18 protein-coding genes and 1 riboswitch are annotated in these 17,631 nt (G+C 61.2%); of the genes, 10 read left to right on the top strand and 8 right to left on the bottom strand.

The features are described 5' to 3' along the window. The first annotated feature begins 69 nt into the window (after window positions 1–69). The 8 genes from GA0061101_RS16855 to GA0061101_RS16820 are packed head-to-tail and all read left to right on the top strand — an operon-like array spanning window position 70 to window position 8,433. A complete protein-coding gene (locus GA0061101_RS16855; RefSeq protein WP_037191755.1) occupies window positions 70–1,104 on the top strand; it encodes an ABC transporter substrate-binding protein in 1,035 nt (344 codons plus the stop codon). Between the two features lie 4 nt (window positions 1,105–1,108). Then, window positions 1,109–1,921, top strand: coding sequence for an ABC transporter ATP-binding protein (locus tag GA0061101_RS16850; protein ID WP_092574248.1), 813 nt, complete (start codon window positions 1,109–1,111; stop codon window positions 1,919–1,921). Then, window positions 1,918–2,751: an ABC transporter permease gene (locus tag GA0061101_RS16845; protein ID WP_037191759.1), complete on the top strand. Its 834-nt coding sequence runs from the start codon at window positions 1,918–1,920 to the stop codon at window positions 2,749–2,751. Before GA0061101_RS16850 ends, GA0061101_RS16845 begins: the two co-directional genes overlap by 4 nt. A 30-nt stretch (window positions 2,752–2,781) precedes the next feature. Further along, window positions 2,782–4,140: an FAD-dependent oxidoreductase gene (locus tag GA0061101_RS16840; RefSeq protein ID WP_037191761.1), complete on the top strand. Its 1,359-nt coding sequence runs from the start codon at window positions 2,782–2,784 to the stop codon at window positions 4,138–4,140. Further along, window positions 4,137–5,294: a CaiB/BaiF CoA transferase family protein gene (locus GA0061101_RS16835; RefSeq protein ID WP_037191763.1), complete on the top strand. Its 1,158-nt coding sequence runs from the start codon at window positions 4,137–4,139 to the stop codon at window positions 5,292–5,294. Before GA0061101_RS16840 ends, GA0061101_RS16835 begins: the two co-directional genes overlap by 4 nt. Continuing rightward, a complete protein-coding gene (locus tag GA0061101_RS16830; RefSeq protein WP_037191767.1) occupies window positions 5,291–6,067 on the top strand; it encodes an enoyl-CoA hydratase-related protein in 777 nt (258 codons plus the stop codon). Before GA0061101_RS16835 ends, GA0061101_RS16830 begins: the two co-directional genes overlap by 4 nt. Window positions 6,068–6,102: 35 nt before the next feature. Then, window positions 6,103–7,026 carry a LysR family transcriptional regulator gene (locus tag GA0061101_RS16825; RefSeq protein WP_037191769.1) on the top strand — a complete coding sequence of 308 codons (924 nt, stop codon included), beginning with the start codon at window positions 6,103–6,105 and terminating at the stop codon, window positions 7,024–7,026. 12 nt (window positions 7,027–7,038) lie between these two features. After that, window positions 7,039–8,433, top strand: coding sequence for an amidohydrolase family protein (locus GA0061101_RS16820; protein WP_037192055.1), 1,395 nt, complete (start codon window positions 7,039–7,041; stop codon window positions 8,431–8,433). Between the two features lie 18 nt (window positions 8,434–8,451). On the opposite strand, the gene GA0061101_RS16815 is transcribed toward GA0061101_RS16820, so the two are convergent. The 3 genes from GA0061101_RS16815 to GA0061101_RS16805 all read right to left on the bottom strand — a co-directional run bounded on the left by GA0061101_RS16815 (window position 8,452) and on the right by GA0061101_RS16805 (window position 10,764). Beyond that, window positions 8,452–9,342: a dihydrodipicolinate synthase family protein gene (locus tag GA0061101_RS16815; protein ID WP_037191772.1), complete on the bottom strand. Its 891-nt coding sequence runs from the start codon at window positions 9,340–9,342 to the stop codon at window positions 8,452–8,454. Window positions 9,343–9,363: 21 nt separating this feature from the next. Beyond that, entirely contained in the window at window positions 9,364–9,705 is a 342-nt protein-coding gene (gene fdxA / locus GA0061101_RS16810) for a ferredoxin (protein WP_037191774.1), read from the bottom strand. A 162-nt stretch (window positions 9,706–9,867) separates the two neighbouring features. Continuing rightward, entirely contained in the window at window positions 9,868–10,764 is an 897-nt protein-coding gene (locus GA0061101_RS16805) for a DMT family transporter (RefSeq protein ID WP_092574246.1), read from the bottom strand. An 86-nt stretch (window positions 10,765–10,850) separates the two neighbouring features. Between GA0061101_RS16805 and GA0061101_RS16800 the strand changes: the two genes are divergently transcribed. Further along, window positions 10,851–11,780: a LysR family transcriptional regulator gene (locus GA0061101_RS16800; RefSeq protein ID WP_037191777.1), complete on the top strand. Its 930-nt coding sequence runs from the start codon at window positions 10,851–10,853 to the stop codon at window positions 11,778–11,780. Window positions 11,781–11,854: 74 nt separating this feature from the next. Here GA0061101_RS16800 and GA0061101_RS16795 read toward each other — a convergent pair whose 3' ends face one another. From GA0061101_RS16795 to GA0061101_RS16780, 4 genes are all read right to left on the bottom strand, one after another. Further along, window positions 11,855–12,505 (bottom strand): glutathione S-transferase family protein, encoded by a 651-nt coding sequence (locus GA0061101_RS16795; RefSeq protein ID WP_037191780.1) that lies wholly within the window; start codon window positions 12,503–12,505, stop codon window positions 11,855–11,857. Between the two features lie 262 nt (window positions 12,506–12,767). Then, entirely contained in the window at window positions 12,768–13,532 is a 765-nt protein-coding gene (locus tag GA0061101_RS16790) for an ABC transporter ATP-binding protein (RefSeq protein WP_037191782.1), read from the bottom strand. Further along, on the bottom strand, window positions 13,529–14,566 hold the full coding sequence (locus tag GA0061101_RS16785) for a FecCD family ABC transporter permease (RefSeq protein WP_037191785.1): 1,038 nt from the start codon (window positions 14,564–14,566) through the stop codon (window positions 13,529–13,531). The genes GA0061101_RS16790 and GA0061101_RS16785 overlap by 4 nt, the downstream gene beginning before the upstream one ends. Continuing rightward, window positions 14,567–15,583: an ABC transporter substrate-binding protein gene (locus GA0061101_RS16780; RefSeq protein ID WP_037191788.1), complete on the bottom strand. Its 1,017-nt coding sequence runs from the start codon at window positions 15,581–15,583 to the stop codon at window positions 14,567–14,569. A 165-nt stretch (window positions 15,584–15,748) separates the two neighbouring features. Next, window positions 15,749–16,006: riboswitch (cobalamin riboswitch) on the bottom strand. Window positions 16,007–16,263: 257 nt separating this feature from the next. Between GA0061101_RS16780 and GA0061101_RS16775 the strand changes: the two genes are divergently transcribed. Beyond that, window positions 16,264–16,977, top strand: coding sequence for a methyltransferase (locus GA0061101_RS16775; protein WP_092574245.1), 714 nt, complete (start codon window positions 16,264–16,266; stop codon window positions 16,975–16,977). On the opposite strand, the gene GA0061101_RS16770 is transcribed toward GA0061101_RS16775, so the two are convergent. Then, window positions 16,950–17,309 carry a hypothetical protein gene (locus GA0061101_RS16770; protein WP_092574244.1) on the bottom strand — a complete coding sequence of 120 codons (360 nt, stop codon included), beginning with the start codon at window positions 17,307–17,309 and terminating at the stop codon, window positions 16,950–16,952. The two genes, GA0061101_RS16775 and GA0061101_RS16770, sit on opposite strands and share 28 nt — an antisense overlap. Window positions 17,310–17,631: the final 322 nt, after the last annotated feature.

Raw genomic sequence — 17,631 nt, 5'->3', positions numbered from 1 at the left:
CATCATCGCTCCATCGGTGGATAACGAGACGAAAAGTCCGATCGCCCGATCAACAGGGGAACTATCAGAATGTCTCAATTCATGATGAATCGGCGCCGCTTCCTATCCAATGCTGCGTTGGTCGGGGGTCTCGCCGCGACGCAGACTTTCATCGGTATTCGCGCCGGCAAGGCTGCCGATGTCGCCGAGGTCCGCATGCAGCTCGGCTGGCTCGCTTCCAACGGCCTGATCGGTGAAGTCGCGGCCCAGAAGAAGGGCTTCTTCACCGAACAGGGCATCGATCTCACCATCGTGCCCGGCGGCCCGAATGTCGATGGAGTGGCCGGCGTGGCCGCTGGACAATCCACCATCGGCCAGATTTCTTCGAGCCCCTCTGTCATGCTCGCGCGCTCGGCCGGCATGCCGGTCAAGGCGTTTCTTGCTGGTTATCGCAAGCACCCCTTTACCTATTTCTCGTTGAAAAAGGCGCCGATCCGCGAGCCGAAGGACATGATCGGCAAGACGATCGCCACTCAGCCCACCGCTTTCATCCTGCTGCGCGCCCTTCTCGCCAAGAACGGCATTCCGGAGGACAAGGTGAAGATGGTCAACATGGGCTCCGACATGAACCAGCTGATCACCGGCCAGGCCGATGCGGTGACCGGCTGGGTGACGAATACCAATGCGCTGAAGGTGCTGGGAGATGATCGCGTCGACATGATGCTCTGGGATGCCGGCCTGCAGCTCTACGCCAACGTCTACTACACGACCGACGAGCAGCTGGACAAGCATTCCGACGTGCTGGTCCGCTTCACGACGGCAGCCGCCAAGGGTTGGGGCTATGTTCGCGACCATCCGGAAGAAGCCGTCGGCATGCTGGTGGAAGCCTATCCCAATCTCGACAAGGCAAGCGAACTGGAAGCAGTCCATTCGGTCATCGACTTCTCCTTCGGCGACAGCACCAAGCAAACTGGCTGGGGCGCGATGAACAAGGATAATTGGACGGCTCAGATCAAGGCCTATGCCGACCTGAAACAGTTTGCCGGCACGGTTCCGACCGTCGACGATGTTGCCACGATGGCGATCCTCGATGCGACGACCGACATTCGCAAACAGATCGGGTGATACGATGATGAGTGCCGCCACCATCAAGGAGCCGATGCCGCGTGCCGAAACCGCACGGCTTGCGGTCTCCGTTCGCGATCTCGACATCCGCTTCGGAGACAGGGGCAATGAGGTCACCGCCCTGTCCAACGTCTCAGTCGATATTCCCGAGGGCTCGTTCGTCACCATGCTGGGACCATCGGGCTGCGGCAAGTCGACCCTGCTGCGCTGCATCGCCGACCTCGTTCACATCAGCAACGGCTCGGTTTCGGTGTTCGGCCGGCAGCCGCGCCAGGCACGCGAAGGCCGCGATTTCGCCTTCGTTTTCCAGGAGGCGACGCTGCTGCCATGGCGCAGCGTCATCGACAATGTCCGCCTGCCGCTCGAAGTCGGCAGGCACGACAAGAGCTCTTATGCCGATCCGATGGAATTGCTGGCGTTGGTCGGCCTGAAAGGACGCGAGAACGCCCTGCCGCATGAGCTGTCGGGCGGCATGCGGCAGCGTGTGGCGATCGCCCGCGCATTGGTGACAAAGCCGCGCATCCTGCTGATGGACGAGCCGTTCGGCGCATTGGACGAGATCACCCGCGACAAGCTCAACGAGGAACTGCTGCGCATCTGGCGGGAAACGGGAACCACCATCATCTTCGTGACCCATTCCATCCCGGAAGCGGCCTTCCTCGGCCAGCATGTGCTGATGCTGCAGGCCCATCCCGGCCGGGTGAAGGATTTTATGAAGGTCGACCTGCCCTATCCCCGTGCGCTTTCCATGCGTGACACGGTGGATTTCATCAGGGTTACAGCCCATCTGCGCGCCCTGCTGGAGGAATGCATATGAGCAACGCCGTGCACTCCGAAATCCGTGGGGTCACCAAGGCGCCGCGCAAGGTGGCTCTCCTCGACGCGACCATCGGCGTCCTGTCTTCGAACATGCCGGCGATCCTCGCCGCACTCGGCTGCATCGTGCTGTGGCAGGCCGTCATCTGGATCTTCAAGATCCCGACCTTCATGGCGCCAGCGCCGGTCGATGTCCTCTATGCGTTTCGCGACAATGCCGCGACTCTCACGCGCAACCTCCTGCCGACGCTGCTCGAAGCCGTCCTCGGTTTCGTCTTCGGCAATCTCGTTGCGATCCTGCTGGCGATCTGGTTCGTTCACAGCGCAACCGCAGAGAAGGCCTTCTATCCAATTGCGGTCTTCATCAAGGCGATCCCGATCATCGCCGTCGCGCCGATCCTGGTCCTGATCTTCGGCAACGGCGTCGCCCCCAAGATCATCATCGCCGGCCTCATCTGCTTCTTCCCGACGCTGGTCAACATGGTTCAGGGGCTTCGCTCGGCGAGCCCCGCAATGCTCGATCTCATGAGGGTTCTTTCGGCCAGCAATTCCGAAATCCTCTGGAAGGTTCGTCTTCCAAGCTCGCTGCCCTTCCTCTTCGCCGCCCTGAAGATCGCGGCGACCAGCAGCGTCATGGGGGCGATCGTGGCCGAATGGATCGGGTCCAGTTTCGGGCTCGGCGCGCTCATCATCGAGGCAACCTATAATTTCCGCTCGCCGCTTCTCTACGCAACGGTGGTGATTGCCGCCCTGCTCGCCGTGATCCTGTTTTTCATCGTGTCGATCGCCGAGGCGAAGATGGTCCGCTGGAAACCGGCCGGCCAGCACTGAGCGCTCAAGAACAACATCAAGGAAACACCAATGACACAGGTTATTCATCAGCCTGCACGGGATATCTCTGTCGTCGATCGCTCCGATGTGGTGGTGGTCGGCGGCGGCCCGGCCGGCATCGCAGCAGCGGTATCAGCCGCCAGGAACGGCGCAAGCGTCACGCTTCTCGAACGCTATCCCTATGTCGGCGGCCTTGCCGCCGGCGGCATGGTGCTGGTGCTCGACGACATGATCAACGAGCTTGAGATTACCGTGCGCGGCATCTGCATGGAAATGATCGAGCGGATGAAGGTCTGGGGCCTTTGCGTCACGCCGACCGATCGCGACCGCATGATCGAGTTCAGGGAGACGCCGGAGGCCTGGCAGCGCTGGGCGCGTTGGGGTCTATTCGACTTCCACACCCAGGCGATGCCGCATCCGATCTGCTTTTCGGCGGCATTCGATCCCGACGCATTCAAGCGCGCCGCCTACGACATGATCGGTGAAGCCAAGATCAAGCTTAGAACCCATAGCTGGTTCTCCTCGGCTATCGTCGAGGATGGGACGATCAAGGGCGTGATCTGCCAGACGAAGGAAGGCATGCAGGCCATCCTCGGCGACGTCGTCATTGACACGACAGGCGATCTGGATGTGGCCGCCAGCGCCGGCGCTGCACATATCGAATCCAATTTCATCCTGACGACGGTTTCGCGCTGGGGCGGCGTCGATACGGAGGCCGCCGAGCGCTTCGAGCGGCAGGAGCCCGAAGCCTTCAAGGCGCTCGATCATGAGGCCAAGCGGCTGATCGGCGGTTGCTGGTCCTTCTGGTGGCTGAAAACCCCGCTGCCGGGCATCGTCTGGCTGAACTGCCCGCATATGCCGACACTGAGCGGCCTGAAAGTGGCGGATCTGACCAAGGCCGAGATCGAAGGCCGCTCGCGCATAGCCAAGCTGCTCGAATTTGCCCGCCAGAAGATGCCGGGCTTCGAGAATGCCTATGTCGTCGATTTCGCACCGCAGACCGGCGTGCGCCAGACACGACAGCTGGAAGGCGCTTACGTCGTCACCAAGGACGACGTCATGTCGCGCCGTCACTTCGCCGATACGGTCTGCCGCGGCCGCGACTACTACACGCCCTACCGGGCGATGCTGCCGAAGGAGATCGATCAACTGATCGTCGCCGGCCGGCACTATTCGGCAACCCCGCAAGCACAGAAGGCCAGCCGTGAAATCCCGCCCTGCATGGCGATGGGCGAGGCGGCAGGGGTCGCGGCAACAGTCGCCCTCAACGCGGGAACGACCGTCCGCAAGGCCGATGTCAGCGCAATACAGAAGCAGATGCGGGCTCAGGGAGCCGATCCCGGCGACATTCCCTCGGAGAACGCGACATATTTGGAGGCTGCAGAATGACGACTTTGCCACTCGACGGAATTCGCGTGATCGATTTTACGCAGGTGATGCTTGGCCCATCCTGCACGCAGGTCCTGGCGGATTATGGTGCCGAGGTCATCAAGATCGAGAAGGTCAAGATTGGCGATCTCTCCCGCTGGTCGCTCGGCTCCGATCCGGACGGCCTTAACAATCCCGTCTTCTGCTCGTTGAACCGTAACAAGAAGAGCCTGGCGCTGGACCTGAAAGATCCGACGGCACAAAAGTCCGTGCTGACGCTGATCGAGACGGCCGATGTCGTCGTCAACAATTTCCGCCCTGGCGTCATGGAACGCATGGGCTTCGGCTACGAAGACCTGAAAAAGATCAACCCGCGCCTGATCTATGCCGTCGGCACCGGCTTCGGCTTAAGCGGCCCCTACCAGCACAAGGGCGGCCAGGACGTGCTGGCGCAGGCCGTCTCCGGCGTCATGCGCCGCAAGTCCGACAGCAGCCATCCGACGTCAATCTACGCGACGCCGCTCGCCGACTATTCGGCCGGCATGCATCTTGTCCAGGGGATCCTGCTCGCTCTCCTGCAGCGCGACAAATCAGGCGAAGGCCAGCAGGTGGCCGTCAGCCTCTACAATTCCATGATCGCCATGCAGATGCAGGAAGGCACGACGCATCTGATGCGGCAGAAGGACCTGAACTGGGGCGCCTTCCCGCTGACCGGCGTTTTCGAAACCACGGATGGCGCCATCGTCATGGTCGGGGCCTTCAAGCCAAATCCGCTGCGCGATATCTGCGAGGCGCTTGAAATTGAGGACCTGTCGCAGTATCCGCACTACAAGGATTTCGACGCCCAGATGGCGCTGCGGCCGGAATTGCAGGCAATCTTCCGCGACAATTTCGCCAAAAACAGTACGGCGCACTGGATCGAGCGGCTGGAGGGTGTCGATATCCTTTGCGCGCCGGTGCGCTCACTGCCGGAAGCGCTGAAGGACGAACAAACCGTCATCAACAAGATGATCCTCGAGGCCGGCGAGACGGCGGCCGGTCCGATCCGCCTCATCGGCTCGCCGATCGATATGTCTTCAGCGCAGGTGACCGTGCGGATCGCGCCACCGCGACTTGGCCAGCACAATGACGAAATCCTGGCTTCGCTTTCCGAACTCCAGGGAGACGCGGCATGAGCGTCGCCTTTTCAGTCGAGGATCGGGTTGCGCGCGTGACGCTCGACCGGCCGGACCGGATGAACGCCGTCGACGCCGAGACCGAGGCGGAGCTTGAGGCGATCTGGTCCGAGATAGAACGGCGCGACGATATCAGCTGCGTTGTCCTGACCGGTGCAGGCGAGAGAGCCTTCTGCGCCGGCGCCGACCTAAAAGGCGGCAGCGGCAGTTCCGGGGTCGACTATTGGGCTGTCGGACGCGAGAACGGCTTTGGTGGCCTCGCTTTTCGCCGCTCGCTCGACGTGCCTGTCATTGCCCGCGTCAACGGCTATGCGCTCGGCGGCGGCTTCGAGATGGTGCTCGGCTGCGATATTGTCGTCGCCGTGGAAACCGCCCGCTTCGGCCTGCCTGAGGCGCGCGTCGGCCGCATGCCGCTCGATGGCGGCATGATCCTGTTGCAGCGCAAGATCGCCTTCAATCGCGCCATGGCCGTCATGCTGACCGGACGGCAATTCAGCGCCGACGAGATGGCGGGCTTCGGCATCGTCAACGAGGTCGTGCCGGCTGCAGAGCTTGACGCCGCCGTCGATCGCTGGATCTCGGATATCGTCGCCTGCGCGCCGCTGTCGTTGCGCGCCATCAAGCAAACGGTGAACCGCACCGCCCATCTGAGCCCGGCGGAAGCCCAGGCCCTGCGAACGCCGGCCCTGATCAAGGCACTGAAAAGCGAGGATGCCATGGAGGGTGTCGCTGCCTTCAAGGAGAAGCGCGCTCCGATTTGGCGCGGCAAGTAGGCATGCTATAGCTTCGAGATTGCCGAGGGCTTTTCATGCATGCCAGCATCCTGAAGTATTTCGCCGAGGTCGCGCGCTCCGGATCGATCCGCAAGGCATCCGACGAGTTGCATGTCGCAACCTCCGCCGTCAGCCGCCAGATCAAGAAGTTGGAGGACGAGCTCGGCACACCGCTGTTCGAGCGCTTCTCCGATGGCTTGCGGTTGACGTCGGCAGGAGAAATCGTGCTGCGGCACGCCAAGGAAACGCTGCATGAATACGAGATCATGAAATCCAATCTCGGCGATCTCCACGGCAAAAGCACCGGCCGCGTCCACATCGCCGCGCTCGACAGCCTCGCCATTCAGTTCCTGCCGGAATTCGTGTCCAGCTTCCACAAGAAGCATCCGGCAGTGGATTTTCGGATCCGCACCGACAATTACAACAATATTTTCCGCTTCCTCGCCGAGGGAGACGTCGATATCGGCGTGACCTTCGATCTCGCCCGTCCGCATGACATGAAGCTCATCCATGGCGTGCCCATGCCGTTGATGGTGATCGTTTCCAGAACCCATCCGCTCGCGCGGCAAAGGTCGGTGACCTTGCAGGAATGCGCCCAGTTCAACATGCTGCTGCAGCTCGATAACGAAGTCATGAGCTCGATGATCGCGGTTGAGCTCGGCGCGCTCAACCGAGTCGGCCGCACGCTGGTCGCCACAAACAATCAGATGATGCTCAAGCCCCTGATCCTCTCCGGCGAAGGCGTCGCCTTCTTCACGCCGCTCGGCCTCCTGCGCGAGCTGGAGGCGGGAGAGGCCGTCGCGATCCCGATCGCCGGCTCGAAACTGCACAATCTTGAGGTCGGCATCGTCGTGTCGCGCAGGCGCCAGCTCACCCACGCGACCGAGGTCGTCGCCAAGGCGATGGGCGAGGAGCTGGCGAAATTCGGCGAAAAGATCAATGCCGTGGTCGGAAGATAAAGGAAAGCGGTGATATCGGTGCGGTTGCTGCTCAATCCCGGCCATGCGCCGGCCCGAAGGATCGAGAGCGAGGCGGAGCTACCGCCGGCGCTGAAAGCCGCCAACGTCGGATCCGGCGATCTGGTGTTGCCCTCGCCGGTCAACGCGCATGATCACGGCTACGGTATCCGCACAATGGATTTCGGCGCCCTCGACGATGCTTTGGAAGTATGGATACCGGGTCTGAGACTGCGTCCGCGCACGGACCCTTATCTGGAGGCCCTCGTCGCCTTCGGCCGGCTCGCCAGAACCGGCGTCGGCGCCACCATGCATTGCCATAATTCACTGAATGTCGACCGCCTTGTCGACGAGGCAAAGGATGTCATGCGCGCCGCCAGCGATATCGGCATCCGGCTTGCGCTGTCCTGCCCGCTGCTCGACCGTGATGCCTGGGCCTATGACGGAGGGCCGCAACGGCTCAAATCCTTCCTGTCGGCAAGCGATTGGCAGGCCTTGGAGCCGACCATTCCTGCCTATGCGCCGATCCGCACGCAACTTGCAGCGGTCGAGGCAGTTGCGGCAGCAAACTCCAGCTCGCTGGTCGATGTGCAATATGGACCCATCGGGCCGCAATGGTGCTCAAACGCGCTGCTTGAGTCGATTGCGGAGGCGTCCGCCGTAAGCAACAGGCGCATCCACATGCATCTGCTGGAAAGTCCGCGCCAACGTATCTGGCTCGACCGACGCTTTCCTGAAGGCGTGGTCAACTATCTCGACAGGATCGGCTTCCTGTCGCCGCGCCTGGCAGTCGCGCATGGTGTGCAATTGCGCCCCGACGAATATGCGTTGTTGGCCGAGCGCGGCGTCCAGCTTGTCAGCAATCCTACAGCGAACCTGCGCCTGCGTTCTGGGGTGGCGCCGGTCGCTGCGATCGCCGAAGCCGGCGGCCCTGTCTTCGCCATCGGCCTCGACGGCACCGGGTTTGACGACGATCAGGACCTCTGGCGGGAGATGCGGCTGCTCCATCTCGTGCATGGAGGCCGCGGACTGATCCGCCGGCTGACGGCAGGACAGCTATTCGACGCCGCCATCCGGACCGGTGCCCAGGTCATCGATGCACAAGACGCCGATGATTTTACCGTCGTCGACTATCAGGCCATGATCGCTGACGCGCTATTCGACGACATCGACGAGGCGGAAGTCCTGCTGACGCGCATGAGCGCCGCATATGCCAAGGGACTGATTGTTTCGGGACGTGAGGTGATGCGCGACGGGAAATTGACTGGCGTCGATTTCGATGCCGCCCTGCGGGAGTTGAAAGCACAGGCGAAGACCGATTTGCCTAGGCTCGAGCAGCAACGCCCCCTCGTCCGCGCCTTGTCCGAAGCGACGAGAGCCTATTACGCGGCCTGGCCTGGTGTCTCCTGATGTTGCTCCACTGGAGCCTCATGCATCGACCGACGCTCCAATCCGCAATGCATCGAGGCTCTCGAGCCTGGCCCTATCGGTGATCTGCAATTGCGGCGGAAGCACCTTGTTCCAAATCGCATTTCCGCTCCGTTTGCCGACGAGATATTTGACGGCGGGAATAAGGGGGTGGGAAGCAATGGCTTGCCGCAGATTGCGAACGCGTTCGGAGAGCAACGCATCCTGCTGATCACGCCATAGCCGTTGCGACGAGCGAGGGTCGATATTGACCGTCGCCGAGATGCAGCCGGCATAGCCATCGCGATCGGCATCGGCAAGCGCCGCCTCGCTGCTGGGAAAGACGGCAAAATCGCTGATCCTTGCAAGCTCGCGCGCATAGGCGAGATTGCCGGAGCTGTCCTTTGCGCCATTGATCCGCTCCGGAAAGGCCTGTGCGAGCCGCGCCGAAAGCGCTGGCGAGAATTCGATGCCGGTCAATTGCGGAAAATTATAGAGATAGATCGCGATCGGCGTCTCGGCCGTCATCCTCGCGAGTTCGGCAAACCAGGCGAACAGCCCATCCTCGTCCACGGGCTTATAATAATAGGGCGGCAGGACGAGAGCGGCGGCAAAGCCGAGGTCGAAGGCCCGCCTCGTCAGCGCGACCGTGGTTTCCAGATCCGGTGTACCGGTGCCGACCATCATTCTGCCGCCGTCCAGCCCACGGGCCGCGGTCGCCATCAGCGCACTGCGCTGAGAGGCCGAGAGGGAATTGGCCTCCCCGGTCGTCCCCAGCACGTTCAAAAAATCGCAGCCATTATCCAGGCACCAGCGAGCATGCTCGATGAAAGCATCGCCATCGATATCGCCGTGATGGTCAAAAGGAGTTGGCACGGCGGCAATCACGCCGGCTATCCGGGTCTGCGTCACGAGAAGGCTCCTCACATGGTCTCACAAGCGGTTTTCGGAAGGTCCGCGATAGGCGGCGACAAAGGGATGGTCCTGGCTGGTCGTCCGGCTCTTGTCCCAGCCGCCGGGGGCACCCCAGCCGGTCACTTCGTCGGCAAAGAAATCACGGTTGACGTCACGGAGGAACAGCCGCTCCGCCGGCATTTCCTGATCCCACAGAATAGCGTCGACGGGACAGACGGAAAGACAGAGCCCGCAATTGATGCACTCCTGCGGCTGGATATAAAACATCCGGCCGCCTTCGTAGATGCAGTCAACAGGACAGGCGACGGTGCAGTCGCCATCCTTGATATCGATGCAGGGTTCGGTGATGACATAAGCCATGAAATTCGCCTCGCGGCGCGCTCTGCGGCCGCCTTGAGCCAAACTATGACAAACAAAGGCGTTCTGAAGAAGCGCTGATTTGCGGCTCTTTCATTGCCGAAACGGCAACGGTAAAACGGCAGACATGCAGCATGGTGCCGGCTGTCATCTACGCCACGCTCTCTACTTCCGCCGTCTCATGTTGACGACGACGACCCCAAAGATCGCCAGGGCGCCGCCGATCGCGCCGATCGTCGAGGGAGTTTCTCCCAGCCAGAGGAAGCCGATAAGCGTTGCTGTCGGCGGTACCCCGTAGAGGAAGTTGGATGCCCGTGCAGCCGAAAGCCGCTTCAGGGCGATGGCCCAGGTAACGTAGCCGACCGCGGTCGGAAAGATCACGAGATAGGCAACGCCCCAGTTCACATCTGCCGGCGCGGCGGCCAAGGCTCTGAGGGTGGCGGGCACGGCCGGAAGAAGCGGAATGGAGCCGATGAACAGCACCCAGGCAGTCACCGTCAATGCCGGCAGCCGCCCGAGAACGGGCTTTTGCAGGACGCTGGCGATTGCCGAGCAAAGAGCAGCGCCGAGGATCAGCATGGCGTTTGGATCGAAGCTGAACCCATCGCCCGTTCCGGCAGCGATCAACGCCACGCCGCCGAAGGAAACCGCCGTGCCGATCCACCCCCAGAAGCCGAAGCGCTCTCCGAGAGCAAACATGGCGATCAATGCCGTGAACACCGGCATGGTGTTGATGATGAAGCTCGCAGGCCCCGCCGGCACGGTCTGTTCGCCTGTATTCAGCAGCACCGCATAGGTGGCGATGAAAAGGATTGCGGCAATCGAGATCCGCAGGAGATCCCCTCTTGTCGGGACGCTCCATCTGAATGCCAGATAGCCAAGAGCGACGACGCCCGCCGTCACATAACGGGCCGTCGCAAGTTCTATCGGCGTCAGGGGCCCGAGACAGATGCGGATGACGACGAACGAAGAAGCCCAGAAGATGATCGTGACGACAACAGCCGAAAAGGCCACCAGATCAAACCTGCCCTTTACCCCCACGTCGCTCGTCAACATGCTCATGCTCGACTCCCATCCATTTGCATGGGAGTGGAATAGGCCCCCAATACGTGCTTGAAAAGCACCGCAATCAATGATCAGCTGTGTTTATGGTTCACAGCTCGCAAGCACTGCCGCCGCTCGATACACTTGAAACCTTTGCACGCGCGGCCCGCCTTGGCTCCTTTTCGGCAGCTGCCGAAGAAGGCGGCATCACCCATGGCGCCGTCTCAAGACAGATATCGCGGTTGGAGCGCTGGCTCGGTGTGCGGCTCTTTGCGCGGCAGCCGCGCGGCGTGAGCCTCACTCCGGAGGGCATGCGCTTCTTTGCCCGCGCTGAGGAGGCCCTTGCCCTTCTCAGCGACAGCGGCGAGCGCTGGCTTCCCCGGCGCAACAAGGCGACGGTTCGTCTTTCCCTCACACCTTCCGTCGCGTCGTTATGGCTGTTCTCCCGCCTGCCGAAGCTCGAAGGCAACGACATTCATCTCGAGCTGATCCTTGAACATCGTCTGGCGGACTTTGGCGAGGGAACGGATCTCGCCATCCGCTGCGGCAAGGGGCCGTGGGCCGGTGTGCGCGCTCTGCCCCTCTGGCACGAAAGATCCTTTCCGATCGCTGCGCCTTCGCTGGCGGAAAGGCTTGGGCAGAATCGCGATGCGCAATCGCTGCTCGCCATGCCGATCCTGCACGATTCGAACATCGAGGGCTGGCGGCGCTGGCTCGCTCCGGAGGGCGTCGAATACCTGCCGCGTGGACAGGACCGGCGGTTCGAGGACTACAATCTCGTCATCGATGCCTGCGTTCAGGGCGTGGGCGTTGCATTGGCACGACCGCCGCTATCGGATGCGGCAATTGAAAGCGGCAGGCTGGTACCGGTTTCCGACAGGGCGATAGACTACCACGTCTCGTTTCACCTGATCCGGCCCGACAGTGCCCTGAGCGGCCCCGCCACGGAACTTGCAAAGCGCCTCCTCGGCGAAGCGGGCCATGACGAGGCGACGATCGCAGCCTTCACCGCACCGACGCGGGCGCGCGCATAGGAAGACGCCATATTGTTCCGATCCAATGCAGCAAGTGCCGCTAACGGCAACACCTGGCCCAGAGCGAACCTTCGTCAGCCGGTCGACACGGCGGTAAAAACCGCCAACTGAGCCTCGAAAGCACGCTTGTATGCGGGCCGCGCCTCACCGCGAGCAACATAGGCGGAGAGGTTCCGATATTCGTCCAGTAGACCCGAGCTTTTCAACCTGAGCAGCACCGACACCATCAGAAGGTCACCGGCGCTGAACTTGCCGTCGAGCCAGTCGGCATCGCCGAGGTGACCGGAAAGTTCGCTCAGCCGCTTGCGGATGCGTTCCTCGACCATGGGCAGGCGCTGCTCGTACCAGGTCTCGTCACGCTCCAGGAGCTTGGCGACTTCGCGATCGACGATCGGCGCCTCCATCGTGGTAAGCGCGGCAAACATCCATGTGATGGCGCGCGCCCGGGCCTTGGCATCGTCCGGCAGCAGGCCTTGATAGTGCTCCGCGATATGGAGCACGATCGCCCCCGACTCGAACAGGACGAGATCGCCTTCTTCATAGGTCGGAATCTGCCCGAACGGATGAAGCGCGAGGTGTGTGGGTTCCTTCATCGCTTTGAACGAAAGAAGACGAACGTCGTAAGGCTGACCGACTTCTTCGAGCGCCCAACGAACGCGCATGTCACGCGCCAGACCCTTGCCGCGATCGGGCGACCGTTCAAAGGCGGTAATAGTAATCGTCATCGCCGTTCTCCATAGCTTGTCTGTCTTGAAGACGATTGGCTAAACGAGATTCCGACACGACATGCTCGAGATAGCCGTCACGGTCGGTTCAAATGCAGCTCAAAGGATGCGCTCCATGCACATCAGCCAGCATCCTTCTACACGCGCACGGCGCCGGTGAAAACGACATGGGCGGCGTGCAAAGACGACACTGCGAAAGTCGAACATTGGCCCGAACTCCATTCGCGTGGAACCACGCGGTATCGTGACTGTTCGAATACATTCAACCCGTCATGTATTGAATGTTGCAGCGGCCGTGGACCAAAGATTTCTGGACATGGGCGCGCACGCCGAAGACCCGGCCGATCAGTTCCTCCGTCAGAACATCTTCGGGAGCTCCGGCCGCAACCACCTCGCCCTCCTGCAGCACGGCCAGGCTGTCACAGAACATGGCCGCCAGATTGAGATCGTGCAGGGCAATGATGCAGGTGACGTCGAGCTTCGAGACCAGTCCCAGAATATCGAGCTGATGCTGGATATCGAGATGGTTCGTCGGCTCGTCCAGGAGCAGTTCGCTGGGGGTCTGCGCAAGGGCTCTGGCGATATGGACGCGCTGACGCTCGCCACCCGACAAGGTCTGCCAGAACTGCGCCGCCCTGCCCTGCATGCCCACACGCCCAAGCGCATCGAGGACGACCGCATCGTCACGAGCGCTCCAGGCCGACAATGGGCCGCGATGCGGCGTGCGACCAAGGCGAACCACGTCTATCACGGTCACCTGCGTCTCCGTCGTCGCCTGCTGCTCGACCAGCGCGATCCGGCGGGCGATATCGCCGCGCGGGATGGCCGCGATATCGTTGCCGCCGAGCCGGATGATGCCGCTGCGTACTTTTCTCAAGCGGCAGATCAGCCGCAGGAGGCTGGACTTCCCGGAACCGTTCGGTCCGAGCAGACCGAGGACCTTTCCCTTCTCCACCGTCAGGCTGATGCCGTTGACGATCAGCGTGTTGCCGGCCGCGAAGGTTACCTTGTCGACCGCGATGCTCATGCCGTCCTCCGGGCGCGATAGAGAATGATTGCGAAGGCCGGGGCACCGAACAAGGCGGTGACCACGCCGATCGGCAGGATCTGCTGAGGGATGATGATCCTCGAGACGATATCGGCGCCGACCATGAAGATCGCGCCGGCAAGCGCCGCCGCCGGCAGCAGCCGATCATGACTGGGGCCGACCAGAAAACGGGCCGCATGCGGGATGACGAGACCGACAAAGCCGATCGAGCCGACGATGCTGACGACCGCAGCCGTCATGAGCGCCGTCGTCCCAAGCAGGACGATCTGTGCACGCCGCACCGCAATGCCGAGCGAAGCCGCAGCATCGGTGCCAAAGACGAAGGCGTCCAGAACCCGGACATGTCCCATGCAGATTGCAAAGCCGACAATGGCAACCGGCCCCGAAAGATAGACATCCGGCCAGCGCACGCCGCTCAACGAGCCGAGCAGCCAGAACATGACACCCCTTGCCTGCTCGGCATTCGCCGATGTGGTGACGATATAGGAGGTGAGTGCATTGAAGAGCTGCGAGCCGGCGACGCCGCACAGGATAATCCGCTCGCTTGTGCCGCCGACGCCCGTAGCCAGGAGGCCGACGAAGAGAAAGGCCGCGATCGCGCCGAGGAAGGCCCCGCCCGAAAGGCCCAGGATTCCCGAGCCGAGACCGAGGATCATGACGCAGACCGCGCCGGTCGAGGCGCCTGCTGAAATGCCGAGCACATAGGGTTCGGCGAGCGGATTGCGCAGCATGGCCTGCAGGATCACGCCGCTCAGCGCCAATGAGGCGCCGGCGCTGGCGGCCACAAGCGCCCGGCTGAGCCTGTAGTCCCAGACGATACCCTGATGGATACGGCTCAACTCGAAATCCGTCCCCAGCAGCCGGTTCGCAACGGCCTTGGCTGTGGTGGCCAGCGGAATGGAAATCTCGCCGATCGACACGGCAAGGCTGATCATGAGCGCCAGAAGCACGATTGCGGCGATGGTGAGCGCCAATAGCGCCCACCGCTTCTGCCGTCTTGCGATCCCGCGCATTTATTGCGCCAGGCCGAAGGACTTGATGCCCTTGGCCAGGGTCTCGATGCCGTCGATGGTCCGGATGGTGGGATTCATCGACTGCGCGTCCATCATCACGAAGTGCTTGTTCTTGACTGCATCGAGCTGGCTCGTGACCGGGTCCTTCTCGAGGAAATCGAGCTTGACCTTGGGATCGTCGGCCGCGTAGCGCCGGCGATCCATCGTCGCGATGACGACCACGGCCGGATTGGCCTGCGCGATCGTCTCCCATCCAACCAGCGGCCATTCCTCCTCCGTCGTCACGACGTTCCTGGCGCCGAGTGTCTTGAGGATATACGCCGGCGCACTGTTCTTGCCGGCGATGAAGGCATCGCCGTTGACTTCCTTGCTCGAGAACCAGAACACGATCGGCAGGTTCTTGGCCTGTGCGCCGGCAATTGAAGCCACTGCTTCCGCCTGACGCTTCTTGAGGTCAGCGATCAGCGCATCGCCGCGATCCCCGACGTCGAAAATCCGCGCGAGTTCATCGATCTCCTGATAGATCAGGTCCATCGTGAAGAGTTCCTTGCGCACGCCGTCACCGCCGTCGGCATTGACCTTGGCAACGCAGTCGGTCGGCGCGATGTAGGTGTTGATGCCAAGCCCGGAGAACTGCTCGCGCTTGCCGACCGAACCTTGCGGACCGACATGCCATTCGAATTCGGCGGCAACGAGGTCCGGTTCCTTGCCGACAACCGCTTCGAAACTCGGGTCATTATCGGCAAGACGTGGGATCTTGCCGTTGGCTTCCGCATATTGTGGCAGAACAGGCCCGACCCAGACGGCCGTTCCGACGATCTTGTCGGCAAGGCCGAGCGACAGCAGGATCTCGGTCATGCCTTGACCGATAGACAGGATCCGAGCTGGAGCCTTTTTAAAGGTGACCTGCTGGCCGCAATTGTTGATGGTGAGGGGATACTGGGTCGCTGCAAAACCGGGAGCTGCGAAGCCGGCAAGGCCGAGCGCAAATGTAATGGTCGTCAGAAAATGGCGCATGAAAGATCTCGATAGGGATGAAAAACTGAGTGACGTCAGCGCAACAGCGCTCAGGCACACCGCAGCCGGTTGCGGAAATCCCAATCAAGAACGAAGAGTGCCGGGTAATATCGAAGGCTCAGGTCAATCATTCTCTGTCCCTTTCCGGGCATCCCCGCCCGGCTGATTGGATCGTGATTGACGGCAGGTCTCCTGGCTCGCGGATGTCTGACAATCATCTGCCTTCCCGCGCCGTTTCCGCGCAGTGGCATGGTCCGAAGACCCTGGGAGATGACCAGCAAGCTGGTCGCTCCGGGATGACCGGCAATCCGCTTACAGTTGCGGGGGCAGCCACGGTCTAGGTCCCCTTTGGGTCGCCCTCACCGTGTTCCCTATTAATCCCCGTAGAGTCTTCCTTGGGGAACCGTCGCATCCAGTTATGTCGGACGACCGCTCGCCGTCAAGCACATCCATCGACAAAAGCCGCGCAATGTTTCTTCTCTTCTCCACCTCGACGACGAGTTGCTCGACATTGAAGAACACGCTCGTCTCGTTGTATGAGAATGAAATGGATGCGTTCACATCCGGCGAAGTTCATTTATCGATCTGCATAATAGAATTCATATCTAAAACGCCCTGCGGGCCAATATATCGACATTATCACTGCTCACCAGACGGCGTGAGCCTAACCAAAATGATGGATGAAAATGCAACAGGGGACGTTTCCGGTCGAGCTGGCTGAATTGGCCGCGGCGTTGCAGGCAAAGTCGGGAATCTTCAAAGCCGATCAGGAGGCTTTGGCGCTCAGAGAAGAGGTCGAAAGCGCAGCAAGAATTTTCATATTTGACCACGAGACGCAGGCTGAGACTTTTACGAAAGCGTATGGAATTAAAAACGCTCTCAAATGCTGCCTAGCTTTGCTCTCCGCGAATATCGAACCGGTGAAATACGAAAACGTGCGCGACCTAGGCTGCGGCTCGGGCGTCTTCGGATTGACGTTCGCATTTCTCGCTACGAACCCGAGGCTGCACCTGACCTTCGTCGATCAATCGCCCTTACACTTGAACATCGCGCAAACGGTGCTGACGGATTCCGGTTGCGCCGGCGATTTCAGCTTTCTCAACCAGACCCTGCCTCCCGATTTGCCGTCGAATTCGGAGCTGGACCTCATATCCTATTGGTTTTGCGAAAACGGCCACGTGGCGAGCGATGCCAGTTTGATCGATCGCCTGATCGGTCGCGAAGCGATCATTGTAGACTACGAAAAGGTCATCTCGGGCATCGTCGACCATCTTCCAGAGCACCTTGTTGTAAAAGACCGCTGGTCGGTGGAATCGGACGTGCCCTTGCATATGAGGGACATCGTGGGAGATGAGAGCGTGAGGAGTTACGGGATCCACATCGTCAGGGCTTGATCCCACCAGCGGGCATTTCGATGCACAGGCAGGCTATTCGGATCAGTCGATCGAAACAAATCCGGCGTCTCGCAATATCTCCTGCCCCTGTCGCGACAGCTTCCTTTCCTGTCCCTTTGCCGGCACAGCGGCGCGAAAGCGGTTTCCTCCCACCGGCCGCTGCCGAGTTTCGCCGAACGAACCGCGATGCCGCAGAGCGGTTCGAGCTGGACGGCGATGTTGAGGGTCTGGTGCTGCAGGATGATGACGCGGTTCACGACATCCGGAATATGCACCTGACGGCCGATCTGATCGGTCACCACACGGTCAGCCCAGGCGGGCGTCGAGAACACTATGCTGCCGAGTGCAATAGCGATTTTCGCGACGGGGATCGGGCGATGGAGTCTGAGTATGGGATTCTCCTGGAAGAGGCCTAACCGCTAGCATTATATTTTTCCGCATATAACGGTATCGCTCCGGCTCGAATATCGAGTTGATGGAGAGGCAATCCGGTCAGGCATCTGTGCGCGGTGAAATTGAATCATCATCCAAAGTCGAGTTAGAGGTGCCCATCGGGATTGATGGCTGTTCGCGGCTCGACTATATACCAAGCATGGCTTTGGAATATTACCTCGCTGGCTCGACTGACACGGAAGCGGAGAAGCGCCAGGGGCG

This window comes from Martinezella lusitana (genome assembly GCF_900094565.1).
In the GTDB taxonomy this organism is placed as follows: domain Bacteria; phylum Pseudomonadota; class Alphaproteobacteria; order Rhizobiales; family Rhizobiaceae; genus Rhizobium; species Rhizobium lusitanum.
The sequence above is the reverse complement of the archived record's forward strand: the minus strand, read 5'-3'. Positions and strand labels throughout refer to the sequence as shown.